The following is a 26,010-nucleotide window of genomic DNA, read 5'->3' on the forward strand; positions in this document are numbered from 1 at the left end:
AACCGTGCGCTAGCCATCAACGCCATGAGTGCCGCTGCTTGTTTTCTGACGCTGGTCTTGCTCCTGCTGGCGCATCCCTGCACCGAGCAGGTTTCTGGCGGCCGCTTCCCGGCGGATCCAGTGCCCCAGGCCGATCCGGTAGCCTACCGGTTGCGCGCCCTGCTGCTGCCCGACAGCGCGGCCCGGGTTGGTGCGCCCGCCCTGTCTTTGCAGAGCCGGGCGGAAGTGCTGGCCTTGTATGGCCCCGCACCCGCGGCGCAGTGGACGCGGCCGGATGGCCAACCCACGCCCGCCGCCGACACGGTGCTCCGTCTGCTCCGTAATGCCCCGTCCTTTGGGCTGCAACCTGCTTATTACGGCGTAGCGGCGCTACGGGCGCTGCGCGACTCCTTGGCGGTTTCCTCGGCCGATTCCGCTCAGGCCTCCCGGCAGGCGCGCTTCGACGTGGCCTTAAGCGACGCGGTGCTCACGCTGATGCGCGACCTGCACCGCGGCCGGCTGCATCCCTACACGGCGTCGCCGCAGGAGCAGGCTACGGGGCGCGCGTTTCGCGCGGCGGAGCGGCTGCGGCCCGTGCTGGCTGCCAACCGCGTCGCCGCCGCAGTGCTGGCTTGCCAGCCGCAGCACCGCGCCTACCGGCAGTTGCAGCAGGCGCTGGCCCGCTGGCTGCAGCAACCCGACTCGGCGGCTTCCGCCGGCGCTCCGCATCGCTACGCCCAGGCGGCGCTGAACCTGGAACGCTGGCGCTGGCAGGCCATTGTTGATTCGGATTATGTGTTGATCAACATTCCGGCCTACGAACTGCTGGTGGTGCGCGCCGACAGCCTGGTGCGGCGGCACCGCGTGGTGGTGGGCAAGCCGGCGACGCCGACGCCCACGCTGCGCAGCGCCATCCGCTCGTTTACACTGGCCCCCGACTGGCACGTGCCCCGCTCCATAGCCACTAAGGAAATTCTGCCGCGCCTGAAAGCCGACCCCGGCTACCTGGCTCGGAACGGCTATACCTTGTACAGCTTGCAAGGAGCCATGCTCGACCCGCTCCGCATCAACTGGGCCACCGTCACCGCGCAGCAATTTCCCTACCTCATCCGCCAATCGGCGGGCTGCGACAACGCCCTGGGCAACATTGTGTTTCGATTTCCGAACCCGTATTCGGTGTATCTGCACGACACGCCCATGCGGCAGTACTTCGAGCAGCCGCAGCGCGCCTTCAGCCACGGCTGCATCCGGCTGGAGCAGCCCCTGCAACTGGCGGCGTACCTGCTGCGCCGCGACGGCAGCCCGGTGCGCTTGCCCGACGAGGCCGCCTGCGCCCGGCAGCCCCGCCCCCGCCAGGTGCCGTTGCGCCGGCCCATGCCGCTGTACGTGTGCTACGCCACTTGCGACGCCGAGTGGGGGCAGCTGCGCTTTTACCCGGATATCTACCACCGCGACGACGCGCTGCGCCAGGCTATGCTCAGCAGCACCTCTGCTGGCAGCAAAATCCTGATGGATAACACCTTGAAGGATGACATTAGTCATTGAATGGCCCTCACTTCAGCGGCTTTCTTTGCCTGAGGTGGTAGCAACGCCGCCCCAACTCATCCTTCCCTTCCCGCCATGACTACCTACCAAGCCCAAGCCCTGCCCTCCGCCGTACCGGTAACGGACACACCCGCGTTGTCGCTGATTGTGCTGACGAACTTCTTCCCAGCCGCCCGCCGCGCCATCCGCTACGCGGCCGAGCTGGCCGTGCCCCTGGGGGCACAGTTGGTGCTGCTGCACGTGCGCGAAGTATCGGTGCTGGAGGGCGAGTTGCTGTACCCGCCCAGCGAGGAGCGCGACGGGGAACTGCTGGTGGCCGTGCAGGCCCTGGCCGACGAAACGTACGTGCCGACCACGGTGGAGCTGGTTGACGACCTGCAGCTGAGCACCGCCGCCGCGCTGGCCCGCCGCTACGCCCCGGCCGTGTTTGTGCTCGGGCAGGCCGCCGACGCCGAGGAAGAGTGCGAGGTCGGGGCCACGGTGTTGGAAGTGCTGCGCAGCGGCGAGTTTCCGCTGCTGCTCGTGCCCGAAACCTACCAGGGCGCCGTTACGCCCACCCAGGTGCTGGTGGCCGCCGACGGGGAGCCGTTTGCCCTGAGCCGGCCCGAGGCCGCCCGGCAGCTGCTGGCTCAGGCCGAGCCCCGCCTGACGGTGGTGACCGTGTCGGCCATCGAAGACGATCAGGCCTGCGCCGCCGCGCTGCGGCAGGTGCAGCGCAGTGCCCTTGGCGACGCGGCCGGCCACCTCAGCGTGGAAGCCATCCGCCACGCCTCGCCCGTGGCCGGTGTGCTGCGGGCCGTCGACCAGCTCCAGGCCAATCTGGTGGTGCTCATCGCCCGCCGGCGCAGCTTTCTCGGTGCCATGTTTCACCGCAGCGTCACGAACCGGCTACTAGGTATTTGCCCAGTGCCCCTGCTGCTGCTGCCCGCCAGCGACGAATAGCGGCGGGTCAGCCACAACAGCTCACTACTACCTCCGAGAAGCGCGCAGAGCCGAAACTACTTGCCGGAAATGAACGATAAGGAACCGAAGCCGTATGAGCGTGCTTATCGGATTAATCTGATTTTAATCCCCGCCTATCTCCCATGCGTTTCCTTTGCTGCTTTTTAGTTGCCCTGCTTGTGGGGCAGCGCGTTGCGGTGGCGCAAGCCCCCGCCGCTGTCACTTGGAACACCGACCTGGCCGCTGCTCTGCAACAGGCCAAAGCTGCCAACAAGCCGGTGCTGGCCGTGTTTTCGGGCTCCGACTGGTGCAAGCCCTGCATCATGCTCAAACAGGAGGTGTTCGACCAGCCCGAGTTTCAGCGCTACGCCCAGGAGCGGCTGGTGCTGGCCCGCTTCGATTTTCCGCGCAGCAAGAAAAACAAGCTGCCCGCCGAGCAAGCCACGCGCAACGAGCAGGCGGCCGCCCAGTACAACCGGGAAGGCGCCTTCCCGCTGGTGGTGCTGCTCTCGCCCGAAGGCAAGGTGCTGGCCAAAACCGGCTACCGCCCCGGCGGCCCCGCCGCCTACGACGCCTACCTCACCCAATTGCTGACTGCTCGCTAGCCGCATGCGTCGCGTTGTTGACTTCTGCCGCGTCTGGGCGGGGCTGACCAGCTTGCTGCTGGTGCTCGGGCTGAGCTACCCGGTTCTGGCCCAAACCCGCCCGGCCGCGTCCAGGCCGCGCAACTACATGCGCGCCGCCCACCTGATGGGCTCCCACTTCACCTTCACGGCCGTGGCCAGCGACGATTCCTTGGGCTGGCGGGCCGAGCGCGCCGGCATCCGCGAAGCCCAGCGCATCGACCGGTTGTGCTCGTACTGGGACTCGACCTCGCAGATAACCCAGATCAACCGCAACGCGGGCCGGCAGCCGGTGGTGGTCGACCAGGAGGTGTACGACCTGATTAAGCGCACGCTGCGGCTGTCGGCCCTGAGCGACGGCGCCTTCGACATCACCTTCGCCGGCGGGGAAAAGATTTACCAGTTCGACCGGCAGGAGCACGCCGCGCTGCCCGCACCCGACGTCATCCGCGCTTCCGTGGCGCGCATCGACTACCGCAAGATCCTCCTCGACCCGGCCGCGCACTCCGTCCTGCTCCAAGACCCGGGCATGCGCCTGAACCTGGCCGGCATCCTGCAGGGCTACGGCGTGCGCCGGGCCCAGGCCGTGATGCGGCAGCTGGGCATTCAGGGCGGGCTCATCAACGGCTCGGGCGACGTGTCGTGCTGGGGCCGGCAGGCCGACGGCTCCCTGTGGCGCGTGGCCATCGGCGACCCGCAGCGCCCGCGCGCCGCCGCGGCCTGGCTCGACGTGACCGACGTGGCCGTGGTGACGGCCGGCAACTACGAGCAGTACTTCACCGTGGGCGGCAAACGCTACGGCCACATCATCGACCCGCACACAGGCCTGCCGAGCACCGGCCTGCAGTCGGTCACCATCATCTGCCCCGACGTGGAGTTGGCCGACGGGCTCGACGAGGTGGTGTTCGTGAAGGGCGCCGAGGCCGGGCTGGCCTTTATCAACAAGCTCCAGGGCGTGGACTGCACGCTCATCACCGACGACGGCCGCACGCTCACCTCGCGCGGCATGGCCGTCAAGTACCTCTCCCACCAGCCCGGCGCGGCGGCCGTGGCGCCCCTTTCTCCTCCCAAGCCATGACCCATTTCCGTTCCCGCTTGCTGCTAAGCGCCCTGCTGCTGAGCGGCGGGCTGAGCAGCTGCGTGTCGGTGGCGGCCTACCAGAAAATGTACCTCAACGACGAGGACATGCAGCTGGCCGGCAAGCGCATCGAGACCTACGAAACCAACTTCGAAAGCTACCGCGAAGGCGCGGGCGGCGCCAACGGCGGCAAAGTCGGGGGCGGCTGCGGCTGCAACTAGCCCGCACGATGCGCATGAGCTACGCTACTTTTCTGCGACGGGGCGCCGCGTCCGGGCTGCTGGTCCTGCTGCCGCTGCTGACCCGGGCCCAGGCCACGCCCGCCCCCAACCGCATCGACGGCTACGGTGCGCCCGCGGCGGTGCCCAGTCCGCCCAGCCCCCGCAACAACGGCGAAACCGAGCTGAACATCCTCAGCAGCTATTACCAGCAGGACGGCAACCACGGCGCCGTGGAGGGCGGCACCGGCACGCAACGGCTGACCGACCTGACGCCCACCATCATCCTGAACGTGCCCTTGGACTCGGTGTCGCGGCTGTCGGCCAACCTCGGGCTGGATTACTACTCCTCGGCCTCCACCGACCGCATCGACTACGTGCTGTCGTCGCCCTCCAGCAGCGACACGCGCTACCACGCCGACTTCGGCTACTCGCGCCAGCTGCGCGACGGGCGCACCCTGGTGGGCCTGGGCGCGGGCTTTTCCACCGAGTACGACTACCGCTCGTTCAACGTCACCGGCTCCTGGGCCCAGACCTCGCGCGACGGTAACCGCCAGCTCAGCGTGGCCGCGCAGGCCTTTTTCGACCGCGCCACGCTGATTTTGCCCGTGGAGCTGCGCGCCGGCGGTGGGCAGGAGCACGGCTCGGGCTACGACACCCGCCAGAGCTACAACCTGAACCTGGTGTACTCGCAGGTGCTCACCCAGCGCCTGCAAGGGGCCATCAGCACCGAGCTGGTGGCCCAGCGCGGGCTGCTGAGCACGCCCTTCCACCGGGTGTACTTCCGCGAAACCGGCGAGGCCCGCGGCGCGGCCAAAACCGAGCTGCTGCCGCGCCAGCGCTACAAGTACCCCGTGGGCCTGCGCCTGAACTACTACGCCACCGACCTAGTGCAGCTGCGCAGCTACTACCGCTTCTACCAGGACAACTTCGGCATCCGGGCGCACACCGTGGAGTTGGAAACCCCGGTGAAGCTCACGCCCTTTTTTGTGCTCTACCCCTTCTACCGCTACCACACCCAGACGGCCGCCACCTACTTCGCGCCCTACTTGCAGCACAGCCTCGCGGACGAGTACTACACCTCCGATTACGACCTGGCAGGCTTTTCGGCCAATAAGGTCGGCTTGGGCCTGCGCTATTCGCCGGTGTACGGGCTGAGCCGCTTCAAAACCCCGTTTGGCGGCCGCGTGGCCAAGTTCAAAGCCCTGGATGTGCGCTACGCCTACTACCGCCAGAGCACCGGCTTAACGGCCAACCTCGTTAGCGCCGACCTCTCCTTTACCATGCCCTGAGTGGCGCCGGAAGGCTTTGTACACCTCATACCAGAGGGTGCTGCCCGCAGCTACTGCCAAGCATGAAAGTGCTTGCATTCCGCTAAGCGCCTGAAGTTGAAACAACTGGCGCCCAATGGGCAGGTACAGGCAGCTCGCCAGCAGCAGCAAACTTAGCCCCAAGGCAGCGGGCAGTAGGGGATTGGCATAGCGCCAGGTCTGCCGTAGCGAGTACCGCCGGGAGCGGCTGACCAGCGTCAGCAGCACGTTGGCCAGCACCAGCGTCACGAACACAAGTGTGCGGGCTTGCGGGTCGCTGGCACCGGTAAGGAAGGCATAGTAGCCCAGGCCAAGCACCCCTGCGGCCACGGTCGCGCCCTGCGCCAGGGCCTCGCGCACCTGTCGCCACGCCAGAAACGGCGCCGCCGGGGGGCGCGGGGATGCTTGCAGAGTGCCCGGCTCGGTGGGCTCGTTTTCGAATACGATGGAGCAGGTTGGGCCCATGAGCAACTCCAGAAAAATGACGTGCACCGGGCCAAACAACACCGGGAATCCTCCTGCCAGCAACGTGGGAGCCAGCACGGTAAGCACCAGCGGCACGTGGATGGCGATGATGTAGAGCACGGCCTTTTGCAGGTTCTGGTAGATGCGCCGGCCCAGCTCCACGGCCGTCACCAGCCCGGTCAGCTCGGCGTCGAGCAAGACCAGGGCGGCGGCCTGCCGGGCCAGCTCGGTGCCGCGCCGGCCCATGGCCACGCCGATGTGCGCCGCCTTGAGCGCCGGCGCGTCGTTGACGCCGTCGCCGGTCATAGCCACCACCTCGCCGTTGGCTTTCAGCGCCTCGATGACGCGCAGCTTGGCCTCGGGCACCATGCGGGCAAACAAGTTGACTTCCCGCACCCGCTGGCGCAACGCGGGCTCGTCGAGGGCCAATACCTCGGGGCCGGTGAGGCAGGGCTCGGGGCGACGCAGGCCCACCTGCCGGGCGATGCTGAGCGCCGTGCGGGCGTTGTCGCCGGTTATCATCTTCACGCCAATACCCGCCACGTAAAACTGCCGCAGCACCGCCGCCGAGCTGGCCTTGGGCGGGTCGCTGAAGCCAACCAGCCCCACGAACTCCCAGCGGAATCCTTCCTGCGTGGCTGGGTAGCGGCCGGCCATGCACCCGCTGCGCGCCACGCCGAGTACCCGCAGCCCGGCGGCCGTCATCGTTTCCAAGGCGCGATCCGCGGCGGCGCGGGCATCCGGCGTCAGCGGGCAGCGGCTGAGCACGCCTTCGGGCGCGCCCTTGGCCGCGACCAGGCACTGGCCGTCGGCATCGGCGAATACGTGGGTCATCAGCGGCGGCTGCCCGGCCAGGGGGTATTCATGCACGAGGCGGAAGGCGAGACGTTGGTCCGTGGCAGCCGCCGCGGCATAGGCGCGGTGCAGGGCTTGCTCCATCGGGTCGAAGGGCTGCGGCTCGCTGGCCCACATGGCGTAGGCCAGCAACTCCTGTTGAGCTGAAGTGGGCGGCTCAACGGGCGGCGGCTGCGGGCCGACGTCGCCGGGGCTGTAGAGCCGGGTGAGGGTCATCTGGTTTTCGGTCAGCGTGCCGGTCTTGTCCACGCAGAGGACGGTGGCCGAACCCAGCGTTTCCACGGTCTGGGGCTGCTTGACGAGCAGGCCGCGGCGCATCAGCCGCCAGGCGCCCAAGGCCATGAAGGCGGCCAGGGCGGCCGGTATCTCCTCGGGCAAAACGGCCATGGCCAGGGTCAGGCCGTGCAGCAGCCCGTGGCGCAGGCTGCCCGATTCCCACCAATGATAACCCCATACCAGCCCAAACGCCGCGGCGCCCACCAGCGCCATGGCCCGCACAAACGCGGCCACCTGCCGCTGCAGGGGCGTGGGCGGGGCCTGCACCAGCTGAATCAGCCCGCCGATGCGGCCCAGGCGCGTAGCGGGCCCCACGGCCGTCACTTCCACCACAGCCTCACCGCGCACCACGGTGGAGCCGGCGTATAGGGCTTGCTGTCCGTCGGCGGCTTTGGGCACCGGCACCGATTCGCCGGTCAGAAACGACTCGTCGAGCAGCAGGTCGTAGGCCTGCAGCAGCCGGCCGTCGGCCACTACCTGCTCGCCTTCACCCGCGGCCAGCAGGTCGCCCGTCACCACGTCTTCCGCCGCTAGCTCCACCCACTGGCCCGCGCGCCGCACCCGGGCGCGGGGCTGGGTCAGTGTTTGCAGGGCCTGCAGCGCCTGGTCGCTGCGCACCTGCTGGTAGAGCGAGATGCCGGCCACCAGCACCGTGGCGCCGAGCACGGTCAGCGCTTCGGTGCGGCTGCCCATGAGCAGGTACAGGCCGGCCGTCAGCACCAGCAGTCCGAACATGGGCTCGGTCAGCAGTTCGCGCACCAGCCGCCAGGTGCCCTCTTGCTTGCGGCGGGGCATGGTATTGCGGCCGAACTGGCGCCGGCGTGCGGCCACCTCGGCTGGCGCCAGCCCAGCGGGCAGCGCCGGGGCAGAAGATAGAGCCATATACGAGCAGGGTTAGGCCCCGGCCCGGCAGTGGGCAGCGGGGCCGGTAAGATGGCGCCCCGCACGGGCGCAAAAGATGATTAATGTCACCGCCCGTGGTGATGATCATCAGCGCGTTACGGCTGCCTTAGCAACATCTTTGGTGCAACCAGCAGCCAGGTTGGCGGCTGGAGACCTACCCCCTTTAACGCCTGCAATCATGGTTACGCCCACTTTCTGGTTTTCCGTGCTGGTGCTGGCCCTGGCGGCCACTGCCTGGCACCTGGCCCGGCCCGAAGCCACCGCCGCCCGGGGCTAAGCCCCGCCGCCCAACGGCCGTGAACCAACCGGTTTACGGCTCCGTCGCCTGGCGCTACCGCGCGCCGCCCGGCTCCGCCACTCGTCCCCGTTTCCCCCTTCAATTGTTGTCATGCAACCTCAACCCACCCCCACTGCGCCCCAGGAGCGCCTGGCCGACGAAGACATTACGGCGGCTGTCGACCGGTTTCTCGCCACCCGCAAAGGCTTGTCCGCTTCGCTCATCGATGTGACGACCCGCGACGGCATCGTGGAGCTGACGGGCTTCGTGGGCACGCTGCTCGAACGCGCACTGGCCGAGGCCATTGCCAAGGAAGTGCGCGGGGTGCGGGGCGTCCTCAACGAGCTGGTCATCCGTACCGCCGACGTGCCCGACGCCCCCTTGCTCGGCGACGTGGAAGCGGCGCTGGCCCGCGACCCGGCCACGGCCGCCTACAACGTGCGCTGCCACGTGCATGCCGGCCAGGTGACGGTGGAAGGCACGCTGCAGAGCTGGGCCGAGCAGCAACTGGTGCTGCTGGCGGTGCAGGGCGTACGCGGCGTGCGCGCCATTCACCTCAAGCTCAACTTGCGCGACGACGAGGTCAGCAATACCGACGCGGATTTAATCACCCAGATTCGGGCGGTGCTCGACTGGGACATCCGCGTGCAAAGCGAGCTGGTCAGCATCCGGGCCCACGAGGGCGTAGTGCACCTGGAAGGCACCGTCGGCACGGCGGCTGAGCGCGACTTCGCGGTAACCACCGCCTACCAGGCCGGGGCCCGCCGCGTCGATGCCCGCGACCTGTTTGTGGCCCGCTGGGCCCTGGACCCGGCCCTGCGCCCGCAGAAATTTGCTGCTGCGCCTGACGAAGACGTGGCCGAGGCCGTCCGCGACGCCTTGCGCCTGGACCCGCGGGTGCGAGCTTTTGCCCCCACCGTGCACGTGCGCGACGGGGTGGTGACGCTGGCCGGCACCGTGGGCAACCTGCTCGCGCAACGCACGGCGGAGCAGGACGCGGAAAACGTGGTGGGCGTGCGCGAAGTGCACAACCTGCTGCAAGTCGAAACGCACTACCCTGCCCCCGACGCGGCCACCCGGCAGCACATTAAAGCGGCCCTAGCCTGCGACCCGTACGTGGGCCACTACACGTTCACGCTAAACGTAAGCCACAGCAAGGTGCAGCTCTACGGCACCGTTGACGCGCAGGCCGATGCGGAGCGGGCTGCCGATGTGGCTGCCGGCGTGACGGGCGTTGTCAGCCTCGATAACCACGTGCAAACCTCCGCCACGGCCCAGGACTTCGCCCCTCCGGCCGCCGACGGCAACATCGAGCCCGACCACGTGCTGGAGCAGCGCCTGCGCAACCATTTTTACTGGTCGGCGCTGCTGCACGACGAGAACATCGAGGTGGAGGTCCGCCACGGCCGCGTAACGCTCACGGGCACCGTGAACACGCACCTGGAGCGCCGCACCGCCGCCCGCGAAGCCTACGCCTGCGGGGCCCGCGACGTGAACAACCACCTGCACCTGCCGGCTTACGCCCGCTGAGCCACCACCACCTCAACCCGGCCGCTGGCTGGGAAATTTCCACTCACCATAGCCCCGCCATGACCTCGCCTGCCATCCTTGTCCTGACCGATTTCTACGCCGTCTCGAACCGCGCCCTCTCCTACGCGGCGTCGCTGGCCGTGCCCCTGCAGGCGCACCTGGTGCTGCTGCACGTGCGCCACGACCGGCTGCTGTGCCCTGATGAAGAGGCGGCCGCGGCCCCCAGCGCCCGCCACACCCGGCAGGCGCTCATCGCGCTGGCGGATGCGCAGCCCGTGCCCACCCAGGTGGATGTTACGGAGGGCTATCTGCCCGATGCTGTGGCCGCCGCCGTGCGCCAGCACCAGCCGCAGCTGCTGGTGCTCGGGCGCCCCGATAACGACGCCACGCCCCCAACTATGGTAGCCAGTGCCGCCCAGGACATTCTGCGGCATGTGCCCTTCCCGCTGCTGGTGGTGCCCTCCGTGGGCTGGGACAACTTTCCGCCGCGCCGTATGGCCCTGGCCGTCGACGGGGAGCCGTTTTCCCTCTACGAAAACCAGCACCTCGTGCCGTCGCTGCTGAGCAGTTTGGGCGCCGCGCTGACGGTGGTACACGTAACAACGGAACCCGGACCGACTGCGGAAGTGGAACGGCGGGTGCAACACGAAATATGGCGCAGCGGTGTGACGGAGCTTGCCGCAGGTATCCAGACGCACGTGGTAAGCAACGCGGACGCGGCAGAAGGCATTCTGCAAGTCGCCGCTGAAGTCGAAGCCGACCTGTTGGTGCTCGTGGCCCGGCGCCACAACCTGCTCGGCGGCTTGTTCCACCGCAGCGTCACGGCCCAACTCCTGGCGCAGAGCCCGCTGCCCGTGCTGCTGCTGCCCGCCCTCGATTAACCATACGTCCTCTTGCCCCCTACTGCCATGGCCTTCTCCTTGCTGGTACTCGCCGGCTTTTACCCACCCGAGCAGCGTGCCGTGCGCTACGCGGACGAGTTGGCCAGCGCCTTGGGCGGCCGGCTGGTACTGCTGCACGCCCACCGCGCCTCGCTCTTCGACCCGTACGTATTCGCCGGCGACACTTGGCGGCAGCAGGAACTGGCGCAGGATGCCGACACGGCTGCGTTGCTACGCCAGCTCGCTGGTCAGCTCCAGGCCCCGGCGACGGTGGAGCTGGTAACCGATCTGCTACCGGACCTGTTGCCGGCGTTGGCCCAGCGGTACGCGCCCGCCCTATTTGTGCTGGGCTTGCCCGCCGCCGGGCAGTTAAGCTCGGGTCAGGTGAGCATCGCGGCCTTGGAGCTGCTGCGCGCCGCCCACTTCCCGGTGCTGCTGGTGCCCGAGCACACGGCCGCGGCCGTGCCTCCGCAGCGGGTGCTCATCGCCGCCGACCGCGACCCGTTTGCCCTGGCGCCCCACAGCCAGCCGGCCGCTGACCTGCTGCGGCAACTGGGCAGCGAGCAGACGGTGGTGCACGTGTCGCCGGTGGAGGACGACGCGGGCTGCGCTTGCGCCCTGCGTGCCGTGCAGCACAGCGGCCTGGTCGACGCCGGGCACTACCAAGACCTGCGCGGCTGCCTGCACCCCGACCCCGCGTCCGGGCTACTGGCGGCCGCCACCGAAGCGGAGGCTGACTGGCTGGTGCTGCTGGCCCGCTCGCGCAGCTACCTCGGAGAGCTGTTTCACCGCAGCGTGACGGCGGCCGTGGCCAGCCGCTCTACCTCACCCGTGTTGCTGCTGCCTGTCATTGAACCCGCTGCTACGACAGAACCCGCGGCTGCGGCGCAGGCAACTTTGTCCGAGTAAGTCGTTGCCTGTCAAGGCTTGGCGGTCGAGCGCTGCCAGGCCGTGACAGGCTTACCAATACCCCTTTGCGTATGGCTTCCTTCGTCGATGTCCCCACGACTAAACCGGCCCCCACCCGCCCCCAGGTGAGCGGGCTCAGCGAAGCCGAAGCCCAGCAGCGCCTGCGCCACTACGGCCCCAACGCCGTGGAAACCGCGGTGGAGGAGCCCTGGTGGCGGGTGCTGCTGCGCCAGTTTCGCAGCCTGATTGTGGCCGTGCTGGCCGGCGCGGCGGCGTTTTCCTTCGCCTTCCAGGACCAGGTCGAAGGCTACGCTATTCTGGCCGTCATCGGGCTCAACGCCGGTATCGGGTTCTGGCTGGAGTGGAACGCGCAAGCGTCCATGGCCGCGCTGCGCCGCCTGGGCGTGAGCACGGCGCGCGTGCTGCGCGACGGGCAAGTGCGGGCCGTGCCCGCGGACCAGGTAACCGTAGGCGACGTACTGCTGGTGGAAGCCGGCGAGGTGGTGGCCGCCGACGCGGAGCTGCTGGAGGCCCAGCAGCTGCAGGTAAACGAGTCGGCCTTAACGGGCGAGTCGATGCCGGTGACGAAGCAGCTTGCGCCGCCGGCCCCGAACGCGCCGCTGGCCGAGCAGACCAACCGGCTATTCAAGGGCACGGCCGTGGTCAACGGCACCGGCCGGGCGCTGGTCACGGGCGTGGGCGCCGGCACGCAGCTGGGCACCATCGCCGAGCTGGTGCAGCAGGCCCGGCACACGGCCACGCCGCTGGAAGCCAAGCTCAACCGCCTGGCCCACCAACTGGTGCTCATCACCCTGGCGTTGGCCGTGTTGTTTGTGGGGCTGGGGCTATTGAAGGGAGAATCGGCCTACCAGCTGCTCAAAACAGCCATTGTGCTGGCCGTGGCCGCCATTCCCGAGGGCATGAGCATCGTGGCCACGCTGGCCCTGGCCTACGGCATGCTGCGCCTGGCCCGGCGCAACGTGCTGGTGAAGCGGCTGGCGGCCGTCGAAACCCTGGGCAGCACCGACGTCATCTTCACCGACAAAACCGGCACGCTCACCCAGAACCAGATGGCCGTGCACACCGCCTGGCTGCCCGAAGGCCGGGTGGATTTCGCGCCCGCTACCATCGAAATCGACGCCTCGCCCCTGCTGCGCACGGAAGCCTACCAGCACCTGCTGCGCGTGGCCGTGCTCTGCAACAACGCCACCTTCGCCCCGGAGCGCGCCGATGCCGCCCTGGGCGACCCGCTGGAAGTAGCCCTGCTGTCCCTGGCCCACCAAAGCCCCGACTTCGACGTGCCCGGCACCCAGGCCGGCGCCGGCCGCCTGGCCGAGCAGCCCTTCAACTCCGACACCCGCCTGATGGCCACCCTGCACCGCCACGACCACGGCCGCGGCTGGGTGGCCGTGAAAGGTGCCGCTGAAGAGGTGCTGCGCTACTGCCCGCAGCAGCAAACCGCCGACGGCCCCCAGCCCCTGGTGCCGGCCGAACAAACCGAGTGGCTGCAGCGGGCGCAGGAACTGGCCGCGCAGGGCCTGCGCACCCTGGCCTTGGCTTACCGCGTGCTGCCCGAGGCCGAGGCGCCGTCCCGATGGGCCGAGGAGCTGACCTGGCTGGGGTTGATAGCTTTCCTCGACCCGCCCCGGCCCGAGGTCGTGCCAGCCCTAGATGCCTGCCGCCGGGCCGGCATCCGCGTCATCATGGTCACCGGCGACCATCCGGCCACGGCCCTGACCATTGCCCGACAGGTGCACCTGGCCACCGACGCGCAGGCCACGGCCGTCACGGGCGGCGAGCTACCTGACCTGCTCCAACACCCCAACGGCGCGGGCCGCCGCCGGCTGCTGCACGCGGCCGTGTTTGCCCGCGTAAGCCCGGCGCAAAAGCTGGACCTCGTCAGCCTCTACCAGCAACAGGGCCACGTGGTGGCCATGACCGGCGACGGCGTGAACGACGCGCCCGCGCTGAAGAAGGCCGACATCGGCGTGGCCATGGGCCTGCGCGGCACCCAGGTAGCGGCCGAAGCCGCCGCCCTGGTCTTGAGCGACGACTCGTTTGCCTCCATCGTGGCGGCCGTGGCGCAGGGGCGCGTCATTTTCACCAACATCCGCCGCTTCGTGCTCTACCTCGTGTCGTGCAACCTGAGCGAAATCCTGGTGGTGGTGGCCGCCGGGCTGCTGGGCCACGGCGCGGGCCTGCTGCCGCTGCAGATTCTGTTTCTGAACCTGCTCACCGACGTATTTCCGGCCCTGGCGCTGGGCGTGGGCCGCGGCAGCTCGCGCGTGATGCACCATCCGCCCCGCGACCCGCAGGACCCTATCATGCGCCCCGGCGACTGGCGCCTGGCCACCGCCTACGCCGCGCTCATGCCCCTGGCACTGCTGGGCAGCCTCTATATTGGCTGGCAGTATTTCGAGCTCTCGGCGGCGGTCAGCAACAACGTGCTGTTTTACGGCCTGGCTGCCGCCCAGCTGCTGCACGTGTTCAACATGGCCGGTGTGGGCACCTCCCTACGCCACAACGACGTGCTGCGCAACGGCTACGTGTGGCTGGCGCTGGGGCTCTGCACCGGTTTGCTGCTGCTCACGTACTATCTGCCGCTGCTGCGCGGTCTGCTGGACGTGCAAGCGCTGCCCGCGTCGGCGCTGCTGCTGATTGGTGCGCCCGCCGGGGCCGTGCTGCTGCTGGGGCAGTTGCTGGGGTGGCTGCTGAGCCATCGGCAACGTGTGGCGTAAGTTGTGCGCAGTGCCAAAGGCGCCATACAAAGCCCAGTCGGTGCAGCCCTGCGCCGACTGGGCTCGGAATAGCCCGCATTCTACCTTAATACATACACGAACACCCTGCCAGCAATGGCATGCTTAAAGGTTTGGTACAAAAGTTAAACGGGCCAGTGGTTGGAGGTTGCCAGACAAGGCTTCACCGGGGGCGATGGTTAGGAAACACAAGCCGAACTGCCCGTTAGTCTGCGCACTGGTGAGTTTAAGGGTTAGCTCATTACCAAGTCATCACCAGGCGCTCGCCTTCGCGCGGGGCGAGGAGCAAGGCGTGGCCGTCAAGGTGGTCGTGCGAGTAGTTGTTGGAAGGGATGCCCTTGCCGAGACCTATGAAGAGGGTAGCGAATGAGCGTGGCTACTGCCCGGCGGGTAAGGGAATAGCTTCCACCAGCAGCACCTGTCCCTGCAAGTCATAATAAGTGCAGGTCAACTCCACGGTGCGCGTGGTCCATTTTTCCACGCCCGCCTCGGCCGCTTGGCGGCAGAAGGTGGGGTAGTCGGTTTGCCCGCGCTGGTGCATGGACAAGGCGTGTTCCAGCGCTTGCTTATCCCCGTGGACCGCGATAAACTGCGGAGGCCGGACGGGCTCGGAGCGTAGTTCCTGCCCAACACCCACGTACCGGGCGTGGCCATCGGTCACGTACATCTCGTAAGCAACCACGCCCAGTTGCTTCATGTCCTGTACGTACTGCGGAAAGTCGGCCCCGCTTTTCACTTTGGCATGCGTGGCGTTGATTTGGTCGAGGGTAAACATGGCATGAAGGGGTCGGGGTGAGGGAACGGCGCAAGTGTATGGGCGTTGCCGGCAGGCTGGCAGCAGGGGCATGAGCAGCTGCTGGATAGCCGGGCGTAGATTCGTCCGGCAACAGCGTAGACTTTTCATCGGGTGCGTTTGGTGTTTGCAAAAGTCCCTCAGCTCCTGGTCCGGTACTTGTAAAAAACCGTTTATTATGGCCCGGCTCCCAGACAAAACGCATGCGGTGAGTTCGGCTTGTAGCCGTTCCGAATAGGCGTCGTCTTAGGCGAGGCGTTTGCGCTTGAGGTTGCCAGTGCGGAAGCTGCGCGCAACCGGTTCAGGGCCATTCGGCGGATGAAGGCCACGTTTGCGGCAACGTGCGGGTCGCGAAGCCAGTGTCCCCGCACCCAAGGGCCAGTGCAGCTGGTTTTCGCTGGCCCGTTGGCTGCGCTCCACCCGTGCGTTGGAGCGCGGCAGCTACTTCGCGTCGCGGAAGTAGGCCGTGGGCGCTTGCCCGGCGAACGTTTGAAACGCGTGGATGAAATGCGCCTGGTCGTAGAAGCCGGCCGCGTAGCTCAGCTCGGTCAACGACATCCCGGGCCGGTACCGGGCCATGGCCGTTTGCAGCCGAATCAGCATGGCCAGTTTTTTGGGCGAGGTGCCCACCGCCTGTCGGAAGCGCTTTCCCAAGGGGCTGGCGCTGGTGCCGAGCTGCTGCGCTAGCTCCGTCATGCGCACCGTGCCGCTAGTCTGGTGGAGCAGGGCCAGCGCCGCCTGGACCAGCCGGTCGGCGGGGACAGGGCGCAGCAGCGCTAGCAGAAGCGCCTCCACCCGCTGCACGCGGGCCACCTCGGTCGTAGCCGCGTGTAGGTCGTCCTGCAGCGCGGCCAGCTGGTCGTGGGGCACCAACTGGTCCAGGGATACACTTTGGTGCGCGAGTTCGTGCAGCGGCAGCCGGAAGAACGGGGCGGCCCCGCCTTCCTTGAATACCACCAGCACCGTGCCGGTTCCCGGCGTGTTTTCGAACAGCCGGTACTCATCCCGGATGCCGGTTATGCCCGCCGTCGCCAGTGCAACCGGCCCGTGGGCTTCGTGGTAGGCCAGCCCGCCCCGGTATTGAAAGCCAATCACCAGCCCGGTATCCGGCAATACCTTGTACACCTGGGCAACGTCCGTTTCCTGCATCGCCAACCAGCGGATATAGGGCTGCAAGGCCGCACAAGGTAAGTAGGAGACGAAACGCATGGCACGAAAATACCAGCCTTCTCGCCTTATCTCACCGCCGGGCGGCGCAACAACGAGCGGCCTTCCTTGCGAGTGTTGGCTGGCTTCGCGGTGAGTCAGCGGCGAATGGTGGAAACGCGGCTGGACCAGGTAAGCGAACACGGTTGCGGGGTTGTGCCAGGCAGAGTCCCGCTATGCTCTCCGATAGCTTACTACACAGTGCTGAGACCAGCCTATGCGCGTTGACACGTCCGGGTAAGAATCGGTCGTCTAACTTGTGTGCCAAGTTTTTAACCAAGTCATTGCTGGCGGAGCGTTAGTAAATATAGGTATTCGTCGATTCACCTAGCGCGCGACCGTTCTAAGGGTGGCAGCAGGTTTAGCGGCCTCGGCAGCCAGGGCATCGAGGGCGGCGCGGTTGTAAATGCGGCCGCGCACAATCACTGTTTGCACGCGCCGCAGGTTGCGGATGTCGTCCAGCGGATTTGCGTCGAGCAGCACTACGTCGGCGTTATGAGCGGGAGCTACCTCGCCCAGCTCGGTTTGCCGGCCGAGCAGCACGGCCGGCACCAGGGTGGCCGTCAGCAAGGCTTCATCCGGCGGCAAGCCGGCGGCCACCAGCCGCTCCAGCTCCTCGATCAAGCCCAGGCCATACGCCGCATCCTGTTGCGGACCGGCATCGGAGCCCGCCAGCAGGCGGACGCCTTCGTGGTGCAGCATGGCCACCAGTTGCCGGTGCAGCGCAACGGTGGTGCTGTCGGCAGCCCCGTGCCAGCGGGCGCAGGTACCTGGGCCGTTGGGCGACTCCGCCTGGTCGGCACCCAACAGCGGCACGACAAAAGTGCCGCGCTGCACCAGGTCGGCGGCCAGGCGGGCGCAACGACCGGGGTTGAAGTCGGCGTTAATGGCCGCCTGTTGCTCGGCGCGGTGCTGTTGCAAGGTCCAGGCCGGGCGCGGCCCGGTCAGGATGGCCGCCCGGGCCGCCACGATTTCCGTTTCGCGGGGGCTGCAGCCGAGCAGTACTTTGTCCAGGTGCGCCACGCAGCGGTGCCCGGCGGCCAGGGCTTCGCCGACGGTTACCGCTTCGGGAATGTCGCCGCCGAACCCCAGGCGGCGTTGAGCAGCCGCTTCGGCCGCACCGAGGTAGGCCGCCCGCGGCAGCAGCGCCCGGGTTTCAATGCAGGCCCAGCCGGCGGCAGCCTGCGTGTCGACCTGGGCCCGTCCTTGCGCCTGGGTGTGGGCAAGGCGGGCGCCGGGCGAGAAGGTCCCCGGACCGTCGAGGACACCGGCCAACACTAGGTGCGGCCCAGGCCGCTCCCCGGCGTCGACGGCGCGCACGGTTTCGGCCAGCTCGGCGCGGGGCCGGGCGCTGCTCACGTCGCGCACACCCGTCACGCCGTGCACCAGGTACTGGGCCAGCGCCGCATCAGCGGCGGGCTGGGAAGTCAGCGCGTGGCTGTGCGCGTCCCACAGACCTGGAATCAGGTATTTGCCGCGGCCGTCGATGGTGAGCACGGCCCCTCCGGCGGGAGCCTGCCGCCCCACCACGTCGATGCAGCCGCCGCGGATAACGACCTGCTGGTTGCTAATGACTTGCCCGGCGCGCACGTCGACAACGTTGACGTTGCGGATGACTACCGGCCCCTTCGGAACCAGGGGCTGCTGGGCCTGGCCGGGCGTCAGGCCCGAGGCGAGTAGGCTGCCCAGAAGCAGCCGTTGGACGTAGCGAGAAGGGAACATAAACGGTAAGGTGAGGTCAGAGATGTGAAATGCGAAGGCCACCCGGCACCGGCGCGGGCAGCCCACCGCTACGCTTGTGGTTCGGACGAAGGCGGGGCCCAGCGGCGAAGCTGCGGCGGCCGCGCGGGTAGCGGCGCGCAGGGGCGCAAGAGCGGTAGGAGCCGGGCGAAATAATTACCCACGCGGGGTGTTGGTGCCAGCGAGGCGGGGCCGTAGCGCCAGAGCAGGTACAGGGCCAATCCCACGTAGCCCGCGCCAAGGACCACGACGAGGTATTCCTGATCAAAGGCCGAGGCCACGTTGTTGGCCAGGTGGAAGGCCATGCAGGCCAGCACGCTGCCGCCCGAGCCGTTGAACACGGCCGTCAGCAGCAAGGCCCCCACGAAGAGGCTCAGGAAAAAACCGACCGTGATGAGCGGACTGAACTGCAGGCGGAACAGGAACAGGGGCGCGTGCCACAGGCCCCAGAGCAGCGTGAGCCAAGCCGTGCTAGCCAGGGCCGAGTGGCGCTGCTGCAGGTGCGGCAGCAGAAAGCCCCGCCAGCCAATTTCTTCCAGCACGGCGTAGCTCAGGAAGGGCGCGGCCCACATTAGGTAGGTAACGGGCGTGCTCAGATGAAACTGCGCCCGGGTAACAGCAAAGGAGAAAGGTCGCCCCGCCGGTAGCGGGTACAGCGCCAGCCCGATGCCCAGCAGCAGCAGCGGCGCTAGTACCAGCACCAGGGTGCGCCGGGGCCACGGCAGGAGCGCCAGCCGCCGTCCCAGTGCCTGCATGCCTGCCGTCCCGTAGTGGTGCCGGGCCGCCACTACCGCGCCCAGTCCCGGCCCCAGCGCACCCAGGTTGAAGAGCAACTGCAGGCCTTGGTTGCTCAGCCAGCCGAGCCGAAAGGCGGCGTAGAAGCCCAGCAGGAGTGACCAGCTGATGCCAAAAGCGAGAAGCAGATACGTGCGGACGGGTGACGGATGCATGGTACAGAGCAGATTAGCAGACCAGGTTGGACGACTACCTAAACATGGCCGCTCCACCCCTTCTTCCTCAATGACATAAGTCATCTTCTGACCTAATCGATATCATCCTCATTCTGCTATTCAACCGAGACATTTGGCTTACTCTCAACGGCCAACTCCTATGCATCACCTCCTCGCTTCCCTGCCGCCGCAGCTTTCACCGGACGACGCTAGCCTAAACGAGGCCGTCCAGCGTCAGTACGCGCTGAAGTCCGGCGTACACGCCACGCGCATTCAGGTGTCGGTCCGTCAGGGCATTGTTTGTCTACGCGGCTTTACCGACAACCTGCTCTCCCTGCAGCGGGCCGAAGAGCTGGCCAAGGCCGTGGCTGGCGTGCGCGGCGTGCTCAACGAGCTGCGCATGCGCACGGCCGATGTACCCGACGCCCAGCTGCAACGGCAGGTGGCGCAGGCCCTGACGGGCGTGCCCGGCGCACTGCAGCAGGTCCAAGCCGCTGTCCACCAGGGCGAAGTGAAGCTGACCGGCGTGGTCGACTCGTGGGTGGTGAAGCAGTGGGTAGGGCGCGCGGTGCGGCAAGTGGTGGGCGTGTGGCGCGTGAAAGATCAGCTAGCCTGCACCGCAACCCCGCAACCGGTGACGGACCCCGAACTGGCCTTTTACTTGAACGATCAATTGGCCTGGGATGCGCACCTGCGCGCCGACGGGATAGCCGTGCAGGTGCAGCGCGGCCGGGTGCACCTGCGTGGGGCCGTCGACTCGGACTGCACGCGCAGCCGGCTGGTGGCCACGGCCTGGGCGGCGGGCGCGGCCCAGGTCGATACCGAGCAGCTCCAGGTAGGCCTGTGGGCAGTGGCGCAGCCCAAGTCGCCGCGCCAGCGCATTCCCGACGAGGCCTGCGTGCAAGCCATTCTCGACACCTGGCAGCTCGACCCGCGGCTCGGCCCGGACCTGCCGGCCCTGGCGGTTCGCAACGGCGTAGCCACATTATCGGGTGCGGTAAGCACTTTGCAAGCCCGCCGGGCGGCTGAGCAGGACGCCCAGGCCGCTGCGGGCATCTGGCACGTGCACAACCACCTGCGCGTGTGGCCCCGCCGCCTGCCCGACGACGCGGAGTTGTGCAACAGCCTGCACGCGGCGCAGGCCCAGGATACCTACGTCAACGCCGTCCCGGTGGAATGGGCCGTAGCCAACGGCCGCGCCATTCTGCTCGGCTGCGCGCCGGGTCACTTCGAACAGCAGCGGCTGGAAGAGCTGGCCGAAAGCATACCCGGCGTGCTCACCGTGGTCAACCACCTGCACCTTCAGGCCCGCGCCGACCCAACGGTGCCGCCCAGGCTAGCGCAGCTTCCGGCCCTGGCGCATTGAGGCGGAGCCGCTGCCCGCGCTGAGGTAATCCAACGTGCGGCGCAGCACCAAGCGGCTCCGTCCGTAGCGGCCCGAAGCTCGTGCAGCATTTCCTTCGCTTTCCGTGTTGCTCACCTTTTTTTCCTGCTTCGCCATGATTCAGAATGTTGGTTCCTACGACCGGGTGATTCGCATCGCGCTGGCAGCGGTGGTGGCCGCCGGCCTGCTCACCCTGGGTCGCAGCTTCAGCGGCCCCGAGATGCTGGCCTGGCTGCTCATTCCGCTGGTGCTGCTGCTGACCGGCGCCACCGGCTACTGCCCTCTCTACGGGCTGCTGGGCATCAGCACGCACCGCCCCTGGCAGCGCTGACGCGTAGCGGCCCGGCCCTTGCTCTTTCCATGGCTTACGTCCGCTTGCCCCACATCATTTTTCGCCATGAAGCCTGCCACCACGTTACCCGCCCCGCCCGCGCCCCTGGCTGACCTTGCCATCACGGCGGCCGTAGAGCGGCTGTTCACGCGGCAGCGCGGCATATCCGCCGCCTTTATCAACGTGGCTACCCACGCGGGCATCGTCATGCTTACCGGCTTCACGGACCACTTGCTCGGCCGCGACCGGGCCGAGGAGGTGGCTAAAGCTGTGCGCGGGGTGCGCGGTGTAATCAACAACGTGGAGGTACGCACCCCAGACGTGTCGGACGAAGTGCTACGGCAGGATGTGGCCGAGGCCCTGGCTACCAATCCCGCTACGCACCCGTTGCCGCTGACCTGCCGGGCCCAAAACGGCGTCGTGGAGCTGCGCGGCACGGTACGCAACTGGGCCGAACGGCAGCTGGCGCTGCACGTAGCCAAAGGTGTGCGCGGCATTTGCCAGCTCACCGACCACCTGGAGCACGCCTCCCGCCCCGTCACCGGCAACGACGAGCGGCTGGCCACGGAAATCCGCGAGCTGCTGCGCTGGAACGTGCGCGTGCATGCCGGCCTGGTCAGCGTCGAGGTGCGCGGCGGCCGCGTCACGCTCGGTGGCGGCGTGGGCAGCGCCGCCGAGCGCAGCGAGGTGGTGGGCATGGCCTGGGCGGCGGGGGCGGGACTGGTCGACAGCCTGGCGCTGCGCGTGGACCCGGAACTGCCGCCCGACGAGCTGCGCCGGGACAAGTACGCCTACCACGCCGACGCCGACATTGCACGGGCCCTGCGCGACGCTTTGCGGTACGACCCGCGGGTGGTTTTGTCGGAGCCGGAGGTGGCCGTGCACAACGGGCTGGTCACGCTGCGCGGCGCCGTCAGTAGCTTGGGCGCCCGCCTGGCGGCCGAGCAGGACGCCCGCGGCATCGTGGGCGTGCTGGGCGTGCGCAACCTGCTGACGGTGTGCCCGCCCGAGCTGCCAGCGGATCCGCTCATCCGGCGTCGGGTTCAGGCAGCCCTGCGCCGCGACCCGTACCTGCACGACGTGGCGCTGGCCGTGCAGGTTCGCAACGGCTGGGTGAGCCTGAGCGGCACTGTGGGCACCCGCTTCGAGACGGCCCGCGCCGAGCGGGTGGCGTCCCAGATCAACGGGGTGGTACACGTCGAGAATCACCTGCAACTGCCCGCGCCCGTGCTGGCCCAGCCCGACGACGCGGCCCTGGCCGACGCCATTCGGCACGAGTTGCACTGGAACACCTTTCTGCACGACCAACCGGTGCAGGTAACCGTCAACCACGGCCGCGCCACGCTGCGCGGCACCGTCGAGGACTGGCACCGGGCCCAGATGGTGGTGCACTGCGCCTACGTGGCCGGGGCCCGCGCCGTCAACGACCAACTCCGCATCCGGGAAGAGCTGCCGCTGTAGCGCTGGCCCTGACTGATACTTCTGCTTCACTTTCTCACCCCTTTTGCCATGCATCCTCCCCTCATGAAAGCCGCCGTGGCCCACGGCTACGGCCAACCCCTGCAGATCGAGCACGTGCCCGTTCCCGAAGTCACGGCGGGCAAGATTCTGGTGCAGCTCGAAGCCTGCGGCGTGTGCCACACCGACCTGCACGCCATTAATGGTGACTGGCCTATACGCGCCACCCTGCCCCTGATTCCGGGCCACGAGGGCACCGGCACGGTGGTGGCCGTGGGCGAAGGCGTGACCCAGGTGCGCGTGGGCGACCGGGTGGGCGTGCCCTGGCTGCACACCGCCTGCGGCCACTGCGAATACTGCCTCACCGGCTGGGAAACGCTCTGCACGGCCCAGCAGAACACAGGCTACTCCGTGCCCGGCTGCTACGCCGAGTACGTGCTGGCCGACCCCAACTACGTCGGCCACCTGCCCGACGAGCTGTCGTTTCAGGAAGCGGGGCCCATCCTGTGCGCCGGCGTGACGGTGTACAAGGGCCTGAAGGAAACCGACGTCCGCCCCGGCCAGTGGGTGGTCATCTCGGGCGTGGGCGGCCTGGGCCACCTGGCCGTGCAATACGCCAAGGCCATGGGTATGCGTGTGGCCGCCGTGGACGTGAGCGACGACAAGCTGGCCCTGGCCCGCAGCGTAGGGGCGGAAGTGCTGGTCAATGCCGCCAGCGCCGACGCCGGGGCGGAAATTCAGCGGCAAATCGGTGGGGCCCACGGCGTGCTGGTCACGGCACCCTCTCAGCCGGCCTTCGCCCAAGCCCTGACCATGCTGCGGCGCCGCGGCACCCTGGCGCTGGTGGGCCTGCCGCCTGGCAGCTTCGAGGTGCCCATTTTCGACCTGGTACTTACCCGCAAAACCGTGCGCGGCTCCATCGTGGGCACCCGGCAGGATTTGACGGAAAGCCTGGCCCTGGCCGCCGCCCACCAAGTGCGGGTACATTTTCGTTGCGAGCCACTCGAAAACATCAACCAGGTGCTGGCCGACATGGCCGCCGGCACCATCGGCGGGCGTGTAGTGCTCGACCTGACGCTGCCCGCCCCGCAACCGGCCGAGGTCACCGCGGCGGCTGCCGTCGAGGCCGACTGATCAGCCTGCCCATATCCACTCCCCACGTTCCAGCTCTTGTCCCATGCAACCGGCATTTGTTGTTCTGACTGACTTTTCCAGCGCCGCCGAACGGGCTGTGCGCTACGCCACGCAGCTAGCCCAGCAAGTGCGCGGCCGCCTGGTGTTACTGAACGTGTACCAGGATCCGCTGCTGGAGCCCGAGGCGGCCATGGTCACCATTCCGCTGGTGCTGCAAAGCCGCCGGCAGACGCTGGCCGACTTGGCCGAACGCGCCCGGCAACTGGCCCTGCCCGCCGAAGCCGAGCTATCGGTGGAAACTCTGGCCGATACCGTGGCCGACGTGGTGCGCCGCCACCAGCCCCAGCTGCTGGTGCTGGGCCGTGCCAAGGACGAAACGCTGCTCGACCGGCTGGTGCGCCACCAGGCCGCGCCTATCCTGCAGGCGGCTCGCTACCCCTTGCTGCTCGTGCCCGAAACCTGGCCTGCCGACGCGGCCCCGCGCCGCATCGTGGTGGCCGCCGACGAGCACGGCTTCTGGCTCACGCCCGCCTCCCTGGCGCTGCGCGAGCTGCTGGCCGGCTGGCAAGCCAGCACCACGGTCGTGCACGTGGGCCCAGCGCACGGCCCGTCGCGGGCTACCGTCGGGTTTGAGGCCGTGCGCCGCTGCGGGCTGTTCGGCTCGCTCGACGACAACAGCCTCTACGAGGTGCGCGAGGAAACGCCGGCGGAGGGCGTGGTGCACGCGGCCCGGGAGCTGCAGGCCGATCTGGTGGTGGTGCTGGCCCGACCGCATAGCTTTCTAGGCGGGCTGTTCCACCGCAGCGTCACGGCCCAGGTGCTGCGCAACAGCCCCGTGCCCGTGCTGGTGCTGCCCACCATGCATTAAGCTAAGGCGGCAGCTCAGCAATGCTAGTGCCCCAACCCGTTCCATCTACAGCTTCGGCTGCCCGGGGCGGGTTGGGGTTGCGTATTAATTTCGCATGCTGGTTTAGTCTTAACGGACGGAACTGCCGGGCCACACAATCCGGGTTTACTTGATTCCCGAAGTGCTCTACGCAAATAACTGTAGCTACCTCAGTTCGCCGCCGTGGTAGCAGCAAGGCTGGCTACGCTTACTCGTAGTGGGGCTGGTTGAGGGCCATGTCGCGGCATAGGCAGCGCAGCACGTACAGGCGCAGGTCGGGGCGTATGGGCAGCAGCTCCCACAGGTCTGCTCGCGGCAGCACCCGTACCCGGCAATCGGTATGAGCCCGGGCCGTATGCGGGCAGGTGGCTTTCAGCAGGTGCGAGGCGCCGAGCAAGGCCGGCGCGCCCAGCGTGAGGGAGGCGGCTGCCGCCGCGTGAGCGGGGCCTATTTCTACGCAGCCTTGTTCCAGCCAGTAGACATAAGCTGCCGGCTGGCCGCCCCGGAACAGGTAACGACCGGCCGCCACGTCAAGCGGAACTCCAATCAGCAGTCCGGCTTCAAATAAGCGGTTGAGCATAGCTTGCTCCGGCAACGCTGAAAAGGAGCTGCGCGGAATACTATAATATCACACGACTAATCCGGAGATGCAGTGATTTTCATCACATAATAAGATGATACTCCACCATTTTCAGCGCCCTGCGGATCAGCACCAGCGGCCAGCCTGGGCCACCTGGACGAAAACAAGCCCCCAATAAATGTAGCGGCAGCTGCCCAAGGCTCCGGGCGGCATCTATTCGTACAGCGTCGAAATTTCCACTAGCCGCTCGGCCTGGAGCACAGTGATGGCGCTGCCTTTGGTGGTCAGCACGCCCTCGTCCTTGAGCTCGGCCATGAAGCGGCTGACCGTTTCTTTGGCCGTACCGACCAGTGCGGCCAAATCGTCGCGCCCGATGCTGATCTGATTGGGCGCTTCCGGCGGTGGCGGGTACGTGCGCAGCAGCAGCAGCAGGGCCTCCGCCAGCCGCTCGCGTACGGGTTTGTAAGCCATGTGCAGCAGGCGCTCTTCCGTTTCGCCCAGCACCTGGGCGAGCAGTTTCATGACCGAAGTCGAAAACGGCGCGCTGCGCTCGATCAACCGAAAAAAATCAGCCCGCGGCAGCTGACAGACCTCCGCGTCGTCCAGGGCTATGGCATCGGCCGAATGGGTGCTGTCGGCCAGCAGCGCCCGGTAGCCCAGCACGTCGCCGGCTTTGGCCAGCCGCATGATCTGCTCCTTGCCGTCGCCGCCCAGCTTGCTCACCTTAATGTGGCCGTGGTAGATGCAATACAGGCCCAACGGCCAGCTGCCCTCCCGAAAAACGAACTGCCCCCGCTGGTACTGCTGGCAGGTTTTGCCTAAGGCAAACAACTCCAGGTCCGCCAGCTTGCAGGCGGCCTGTACCGAATGCTGCCGGACGGGGCAGTGCTGGCAGTTAGGCGGCACGAAGCGTTTCATGTTTATCCGAGGCTTAAACATTAGACTGTTTAAATATAAACAATTGGCCCTGGAGAAAAGCTCGACCGATGTCAATACAGGGC

General features: G+C 67.7%; 22 protein-coding genes. 15 read left to right on the plus strand and 7 right to left on the minus strand.

What is annotated here, in order from left to right; all coding sequences use genetic code 11:
* Positions 1-24 precede the first annotated feature (24 nt).
* The 6 genes from B0919_RS04065 to B0919_RS04090 all read left to right on the plus strand — a co-directional run bounded on the left by B0919_RS04065 (position 25) and on the right by B0919_RS04090 (position 5,677).
* On the plus strand, positions 25-1,524 hold the full coding sequence (locus tag B0919_RS04065) for a L,D-transpeptidase family protein (RefSeq protein ID WP_139361900.1): 1,500 nt from the start codon (positions 25-27) through the stop codon (positions 1,522-1,524).
* Positions 1,525-1,599: 75 nt separating this feature from the next.
* Positions 1,600-2,466, plus strand: coding sequence for a universal stress protein (locus B0919_RS04070; RefSeq protein WP_078010946.1), 867 nt, complete (start codon positions 1,600-1,602; stop codon positions 2,464-2,466).
* Between the two features lie 143 nt (positions 2,467-2,609).
* Entirely contained in the window at positions 2,610-3,071 is a 462-nt protein-coding gene (locus tag B0919_RS04075; protein ID WP_078010947.1) for a thioredoxin family protein, read from the plus strand.
* A gap of 4 nt (positions 3,072-3,075) precedes the next feature.
* Complete coding sequence (locus B0919_RS04080) at positions 3,076-4,167, plus strand: FAD:protein FMN transferase (protein ID WP_078010948.1); 1,092 nt, start codon at positions 3,076-3,078, stop codon at positions 4,165-4,167.
* A complete protein-coding gene (locus tag B0919_RS04085) occupies positions 4,164-4,388 on the plus strand; it encodes a DUF4266 domain-containing protein (protein WP_078010949.1) in 225 nt (74 codons plus the stop codon). The genes B0919_RS04080 and B0919_RS04085 overlap by 4 nt, the downstream gene beginning before the upstream one ends.
* Before the next feature lie 14 nt (positions 4,389-4,402).
* Positions 4,403-5,677 (plus strand): DUF3570 domain-containing protein, encoded by a 1,275-nt coding sequence (locus B0919_RS04090; RefSeq protein ID WP_176132840.1) that lies wholly within the window; start codon positions 4,403-4,405, stop codon positions 5,675-5,677.
* Here B0919_RS04090 and B0919_RS04095 read toward each other — a convergent pair.
* On the minus strand, positions 5,630-8,173 hold the full coding sequence (locus B0919_RS04095; protein ID WP_078010951.1) for a cation-translocating P-type ATPase: 2,544 nt from the start codon (positions 8,171-8,173) through the stop codon (positions 5,630-5,632). The genes B0919_RS04090 and B0919_RS04095 overlap by 48 nt on opposite strands.
* 409 nt (positions 8,174-8,582) lie before the next feature.
* Here B0919_RS04095 and B0919_RS04100 point away from each other — a divergent pair, with 409 nt between their 5' ends.
* From B0919_RS04100 to B0919_RS04115, 4 genes are all read left to right on the plus strand, one after another.
* Positions 8,583-10,001, plus strand: coding sequence for a BON domain-containing protein (locus B0919_RS04100; RefSeq protein ID WP_078010952.1), 1,419 nt, complete (start codon positions 8,583-8,585; stop codon positions 9,999-10,001).
* 59 nt (positions 10,002-10,060) lie between these two features.
* Positions 10,061-10,882 carry a universal stress protein gene (locus B0919_RS04105; protein ID WP_078010953.1) on the plus strand — a complete coding sequence of 274 codons (822 nt, stop codon included), beginning with the start codon at positions 10,061-10,063 and terminating at the stop codon, positions 10,880-10,882.
* 27 nt (positions 10,883-10,909) lie between these two features.
* Positions 10,910-11,791 (plus strand): universal stress protein, encoded by an 882-nt coding sequence (locus B0919_RS04110; RefSeq protein ID WP_078010954.1) that lies wholly within the window; start codon positions 10,910-10,912, stop codon positions 11,789-11,791.
* A gap of 71 nt (positions 11,792-11,862) precedes the next feature.
* Positions 11,863-14,529, plus strand: a complete 2,667-nt coding sequence (locus B0919_RS04115; RefSeq protein ID WP_078010955.1) for a cation-translocating P-type ATPase — start codon at positions 11,863-11,865, stop codon at positions 14,527-14,529.
* Between the two features lie 394 nt (positions 14,530-14,923).
* On the opposite strand, the gene B0919_RS04120 is transcribed toward B0919_RS04115, so the two are convergent.
* The 4 genes from B0919_RS04120 to B0919_RS04135 all read right to left on the minus strand — a co-directional run bounded on the left by B0919_RS04120 (position 14,924) and on the right by B0919_RS04135 (position 19,236).
* Complete coding sequence (locus B0919_RS04120) at positions 14,924-15,322, minus strand: DUF1398 domain-containing protein (protein ID WP_078010956.1); 399 nt, start codon at positions 15,320-15,322, stop codon at positions 14,924-14,926.
* Positions 15,323-15,781: 459 nt separating this feature from the next.
* Complete coding sequence (locus B0919_RS04125) at positions 15,782-16,549, minus strand: helix-turn-helix domain-containing protein (RefSeq protein WP_078010957.1); 768 nt, start codon at positions 16,547-16,549, stop codon at positions 15,782-15,784.
* 324 nt (positions 16,550-16,873) lie between these two features.
* Positions 16,874-18,268 carry an amidohydrolase family protein gene (locus B0919_RS04130; RefSeq protein WP_078010958.1) on the minus strand — a complete coding sequence of 465 codons (1,395 nt, stop codon included), beginning with the start codon at positions 18,266-18,268 and terminating at the stop codon, positions 16,874-16,876.
* Between the two features lie 68 nt (positions 18,269-18,336).
* Entirely contained in the window at positions 18,337-19,236 is a 900-nt protein-coding gene (locus tag B0919_RS04135; protein WP_176132841.1) for a CPBP family intramembrane glutamic endopeptidase, read from the minus strand.
* Positions 19,237-19,396: 160 nt separating this feature from the next.
* On the opposite strand from B0919_RS04135, the gene B0919_RS04140 reads away from it, so the two are divergent.
* The 5 genes from B0919_RS04140 (at position 19,397) to B0919_RS04160 (ending at position 24,411) form a co-directional block, all read left to right on the plus strand.
* Positions 19,397-20,602, plus strand: a complete 1,206-nt coding sequence (locus B0919_RS04140) for a BON domain-containing protein (RefSeq protein WP_078010960.1) — start codon at positions 19,397-19,399, stop codon at positions 20,600-20,602.
* Positions 20,603-20,735: 133 nt separating this feature from the next.
* Positions 20,736-20,951, plus strand: a complete 216-nt coding sequence (locus tag B0919_RS04145; protein WP_078011383.1) for a DUF2892 domain-containing protein — start codon at positions 20,736-20,738, stop codon at positions 20,949-20,951.
* Positions 20,952-21,017: 66 nt separating this feature from the next.
* Positions 21,018-22,412, plus strand: a complete 1,395-nt coding sequence (locus tag B0919_RS04150) for a BON domain-containing protein (RefSeq protein WP_078010961.1) — start codon at positions 21,018-21,020, stop codon at positions 22,410-22,412.
* A 48-nt stretch (positions 22,413-22,460) separates the two neighbouring features.
* Entirely contained in the window at positions 22,461-23,543 is a 1,083-nt protein-coding gene (adhP, locus tag B0919_RS04155) for an alcohol dehydrogenase AdhP (RefSeq protein WP_078010962.1), read from the plus strand.
* A gap of 43 nt (positions 23,544-23,586) precedes the next feature.
* A complete protein-coding gene (locus B0919_RS04160) occupies positions 23,587-24,411 on the plus strand; it encodes a universal stress protein (RefSeq protein WP_078010963.1) in 825 nt (274 codons plus the stop codon).
* Between the two features lie 226 nt (positions 24,412-24,637).
* Here the strand turns inward: B0919_RS04160 and B0919_RS04165 are convergent, their stop codons facing one another.
* Positions 24,638-25,009, minus strand: coding sequence for a Crp/Fnr family transcriptional regulator (locus B0919_RS04165; protein WP_078010964.1), 372 nt, complete (start codon positions 25,007-25,009; stop codon positions 24,638-24,640).
* A 213-nt stretch (positions 25,010-25,222) separates the two neighbouring features.
* Positions 25,223-25,927, minus strand: coding sequence for a Crp/Fnr family transcriptional regulator (locus tag B0919_RS04170; protein WP_176132842.1), 705 nt, complete (start codon positions 25,925-25,927; stop codon positions 25,223-25,225).
* Between the last annotated feature and the right edge of the window lie 83 nt (positions 25,928-26,010).

This window comes from Hymenobacter sp. CRA2 (genome assembly GCF_002007105.1).
Taxonomy (GTDB): domain Bacteria; phylum Bacteroidota; class Bacteroidia; order Cytophagales; family Hymenobacteraceae; genus Solirubrum.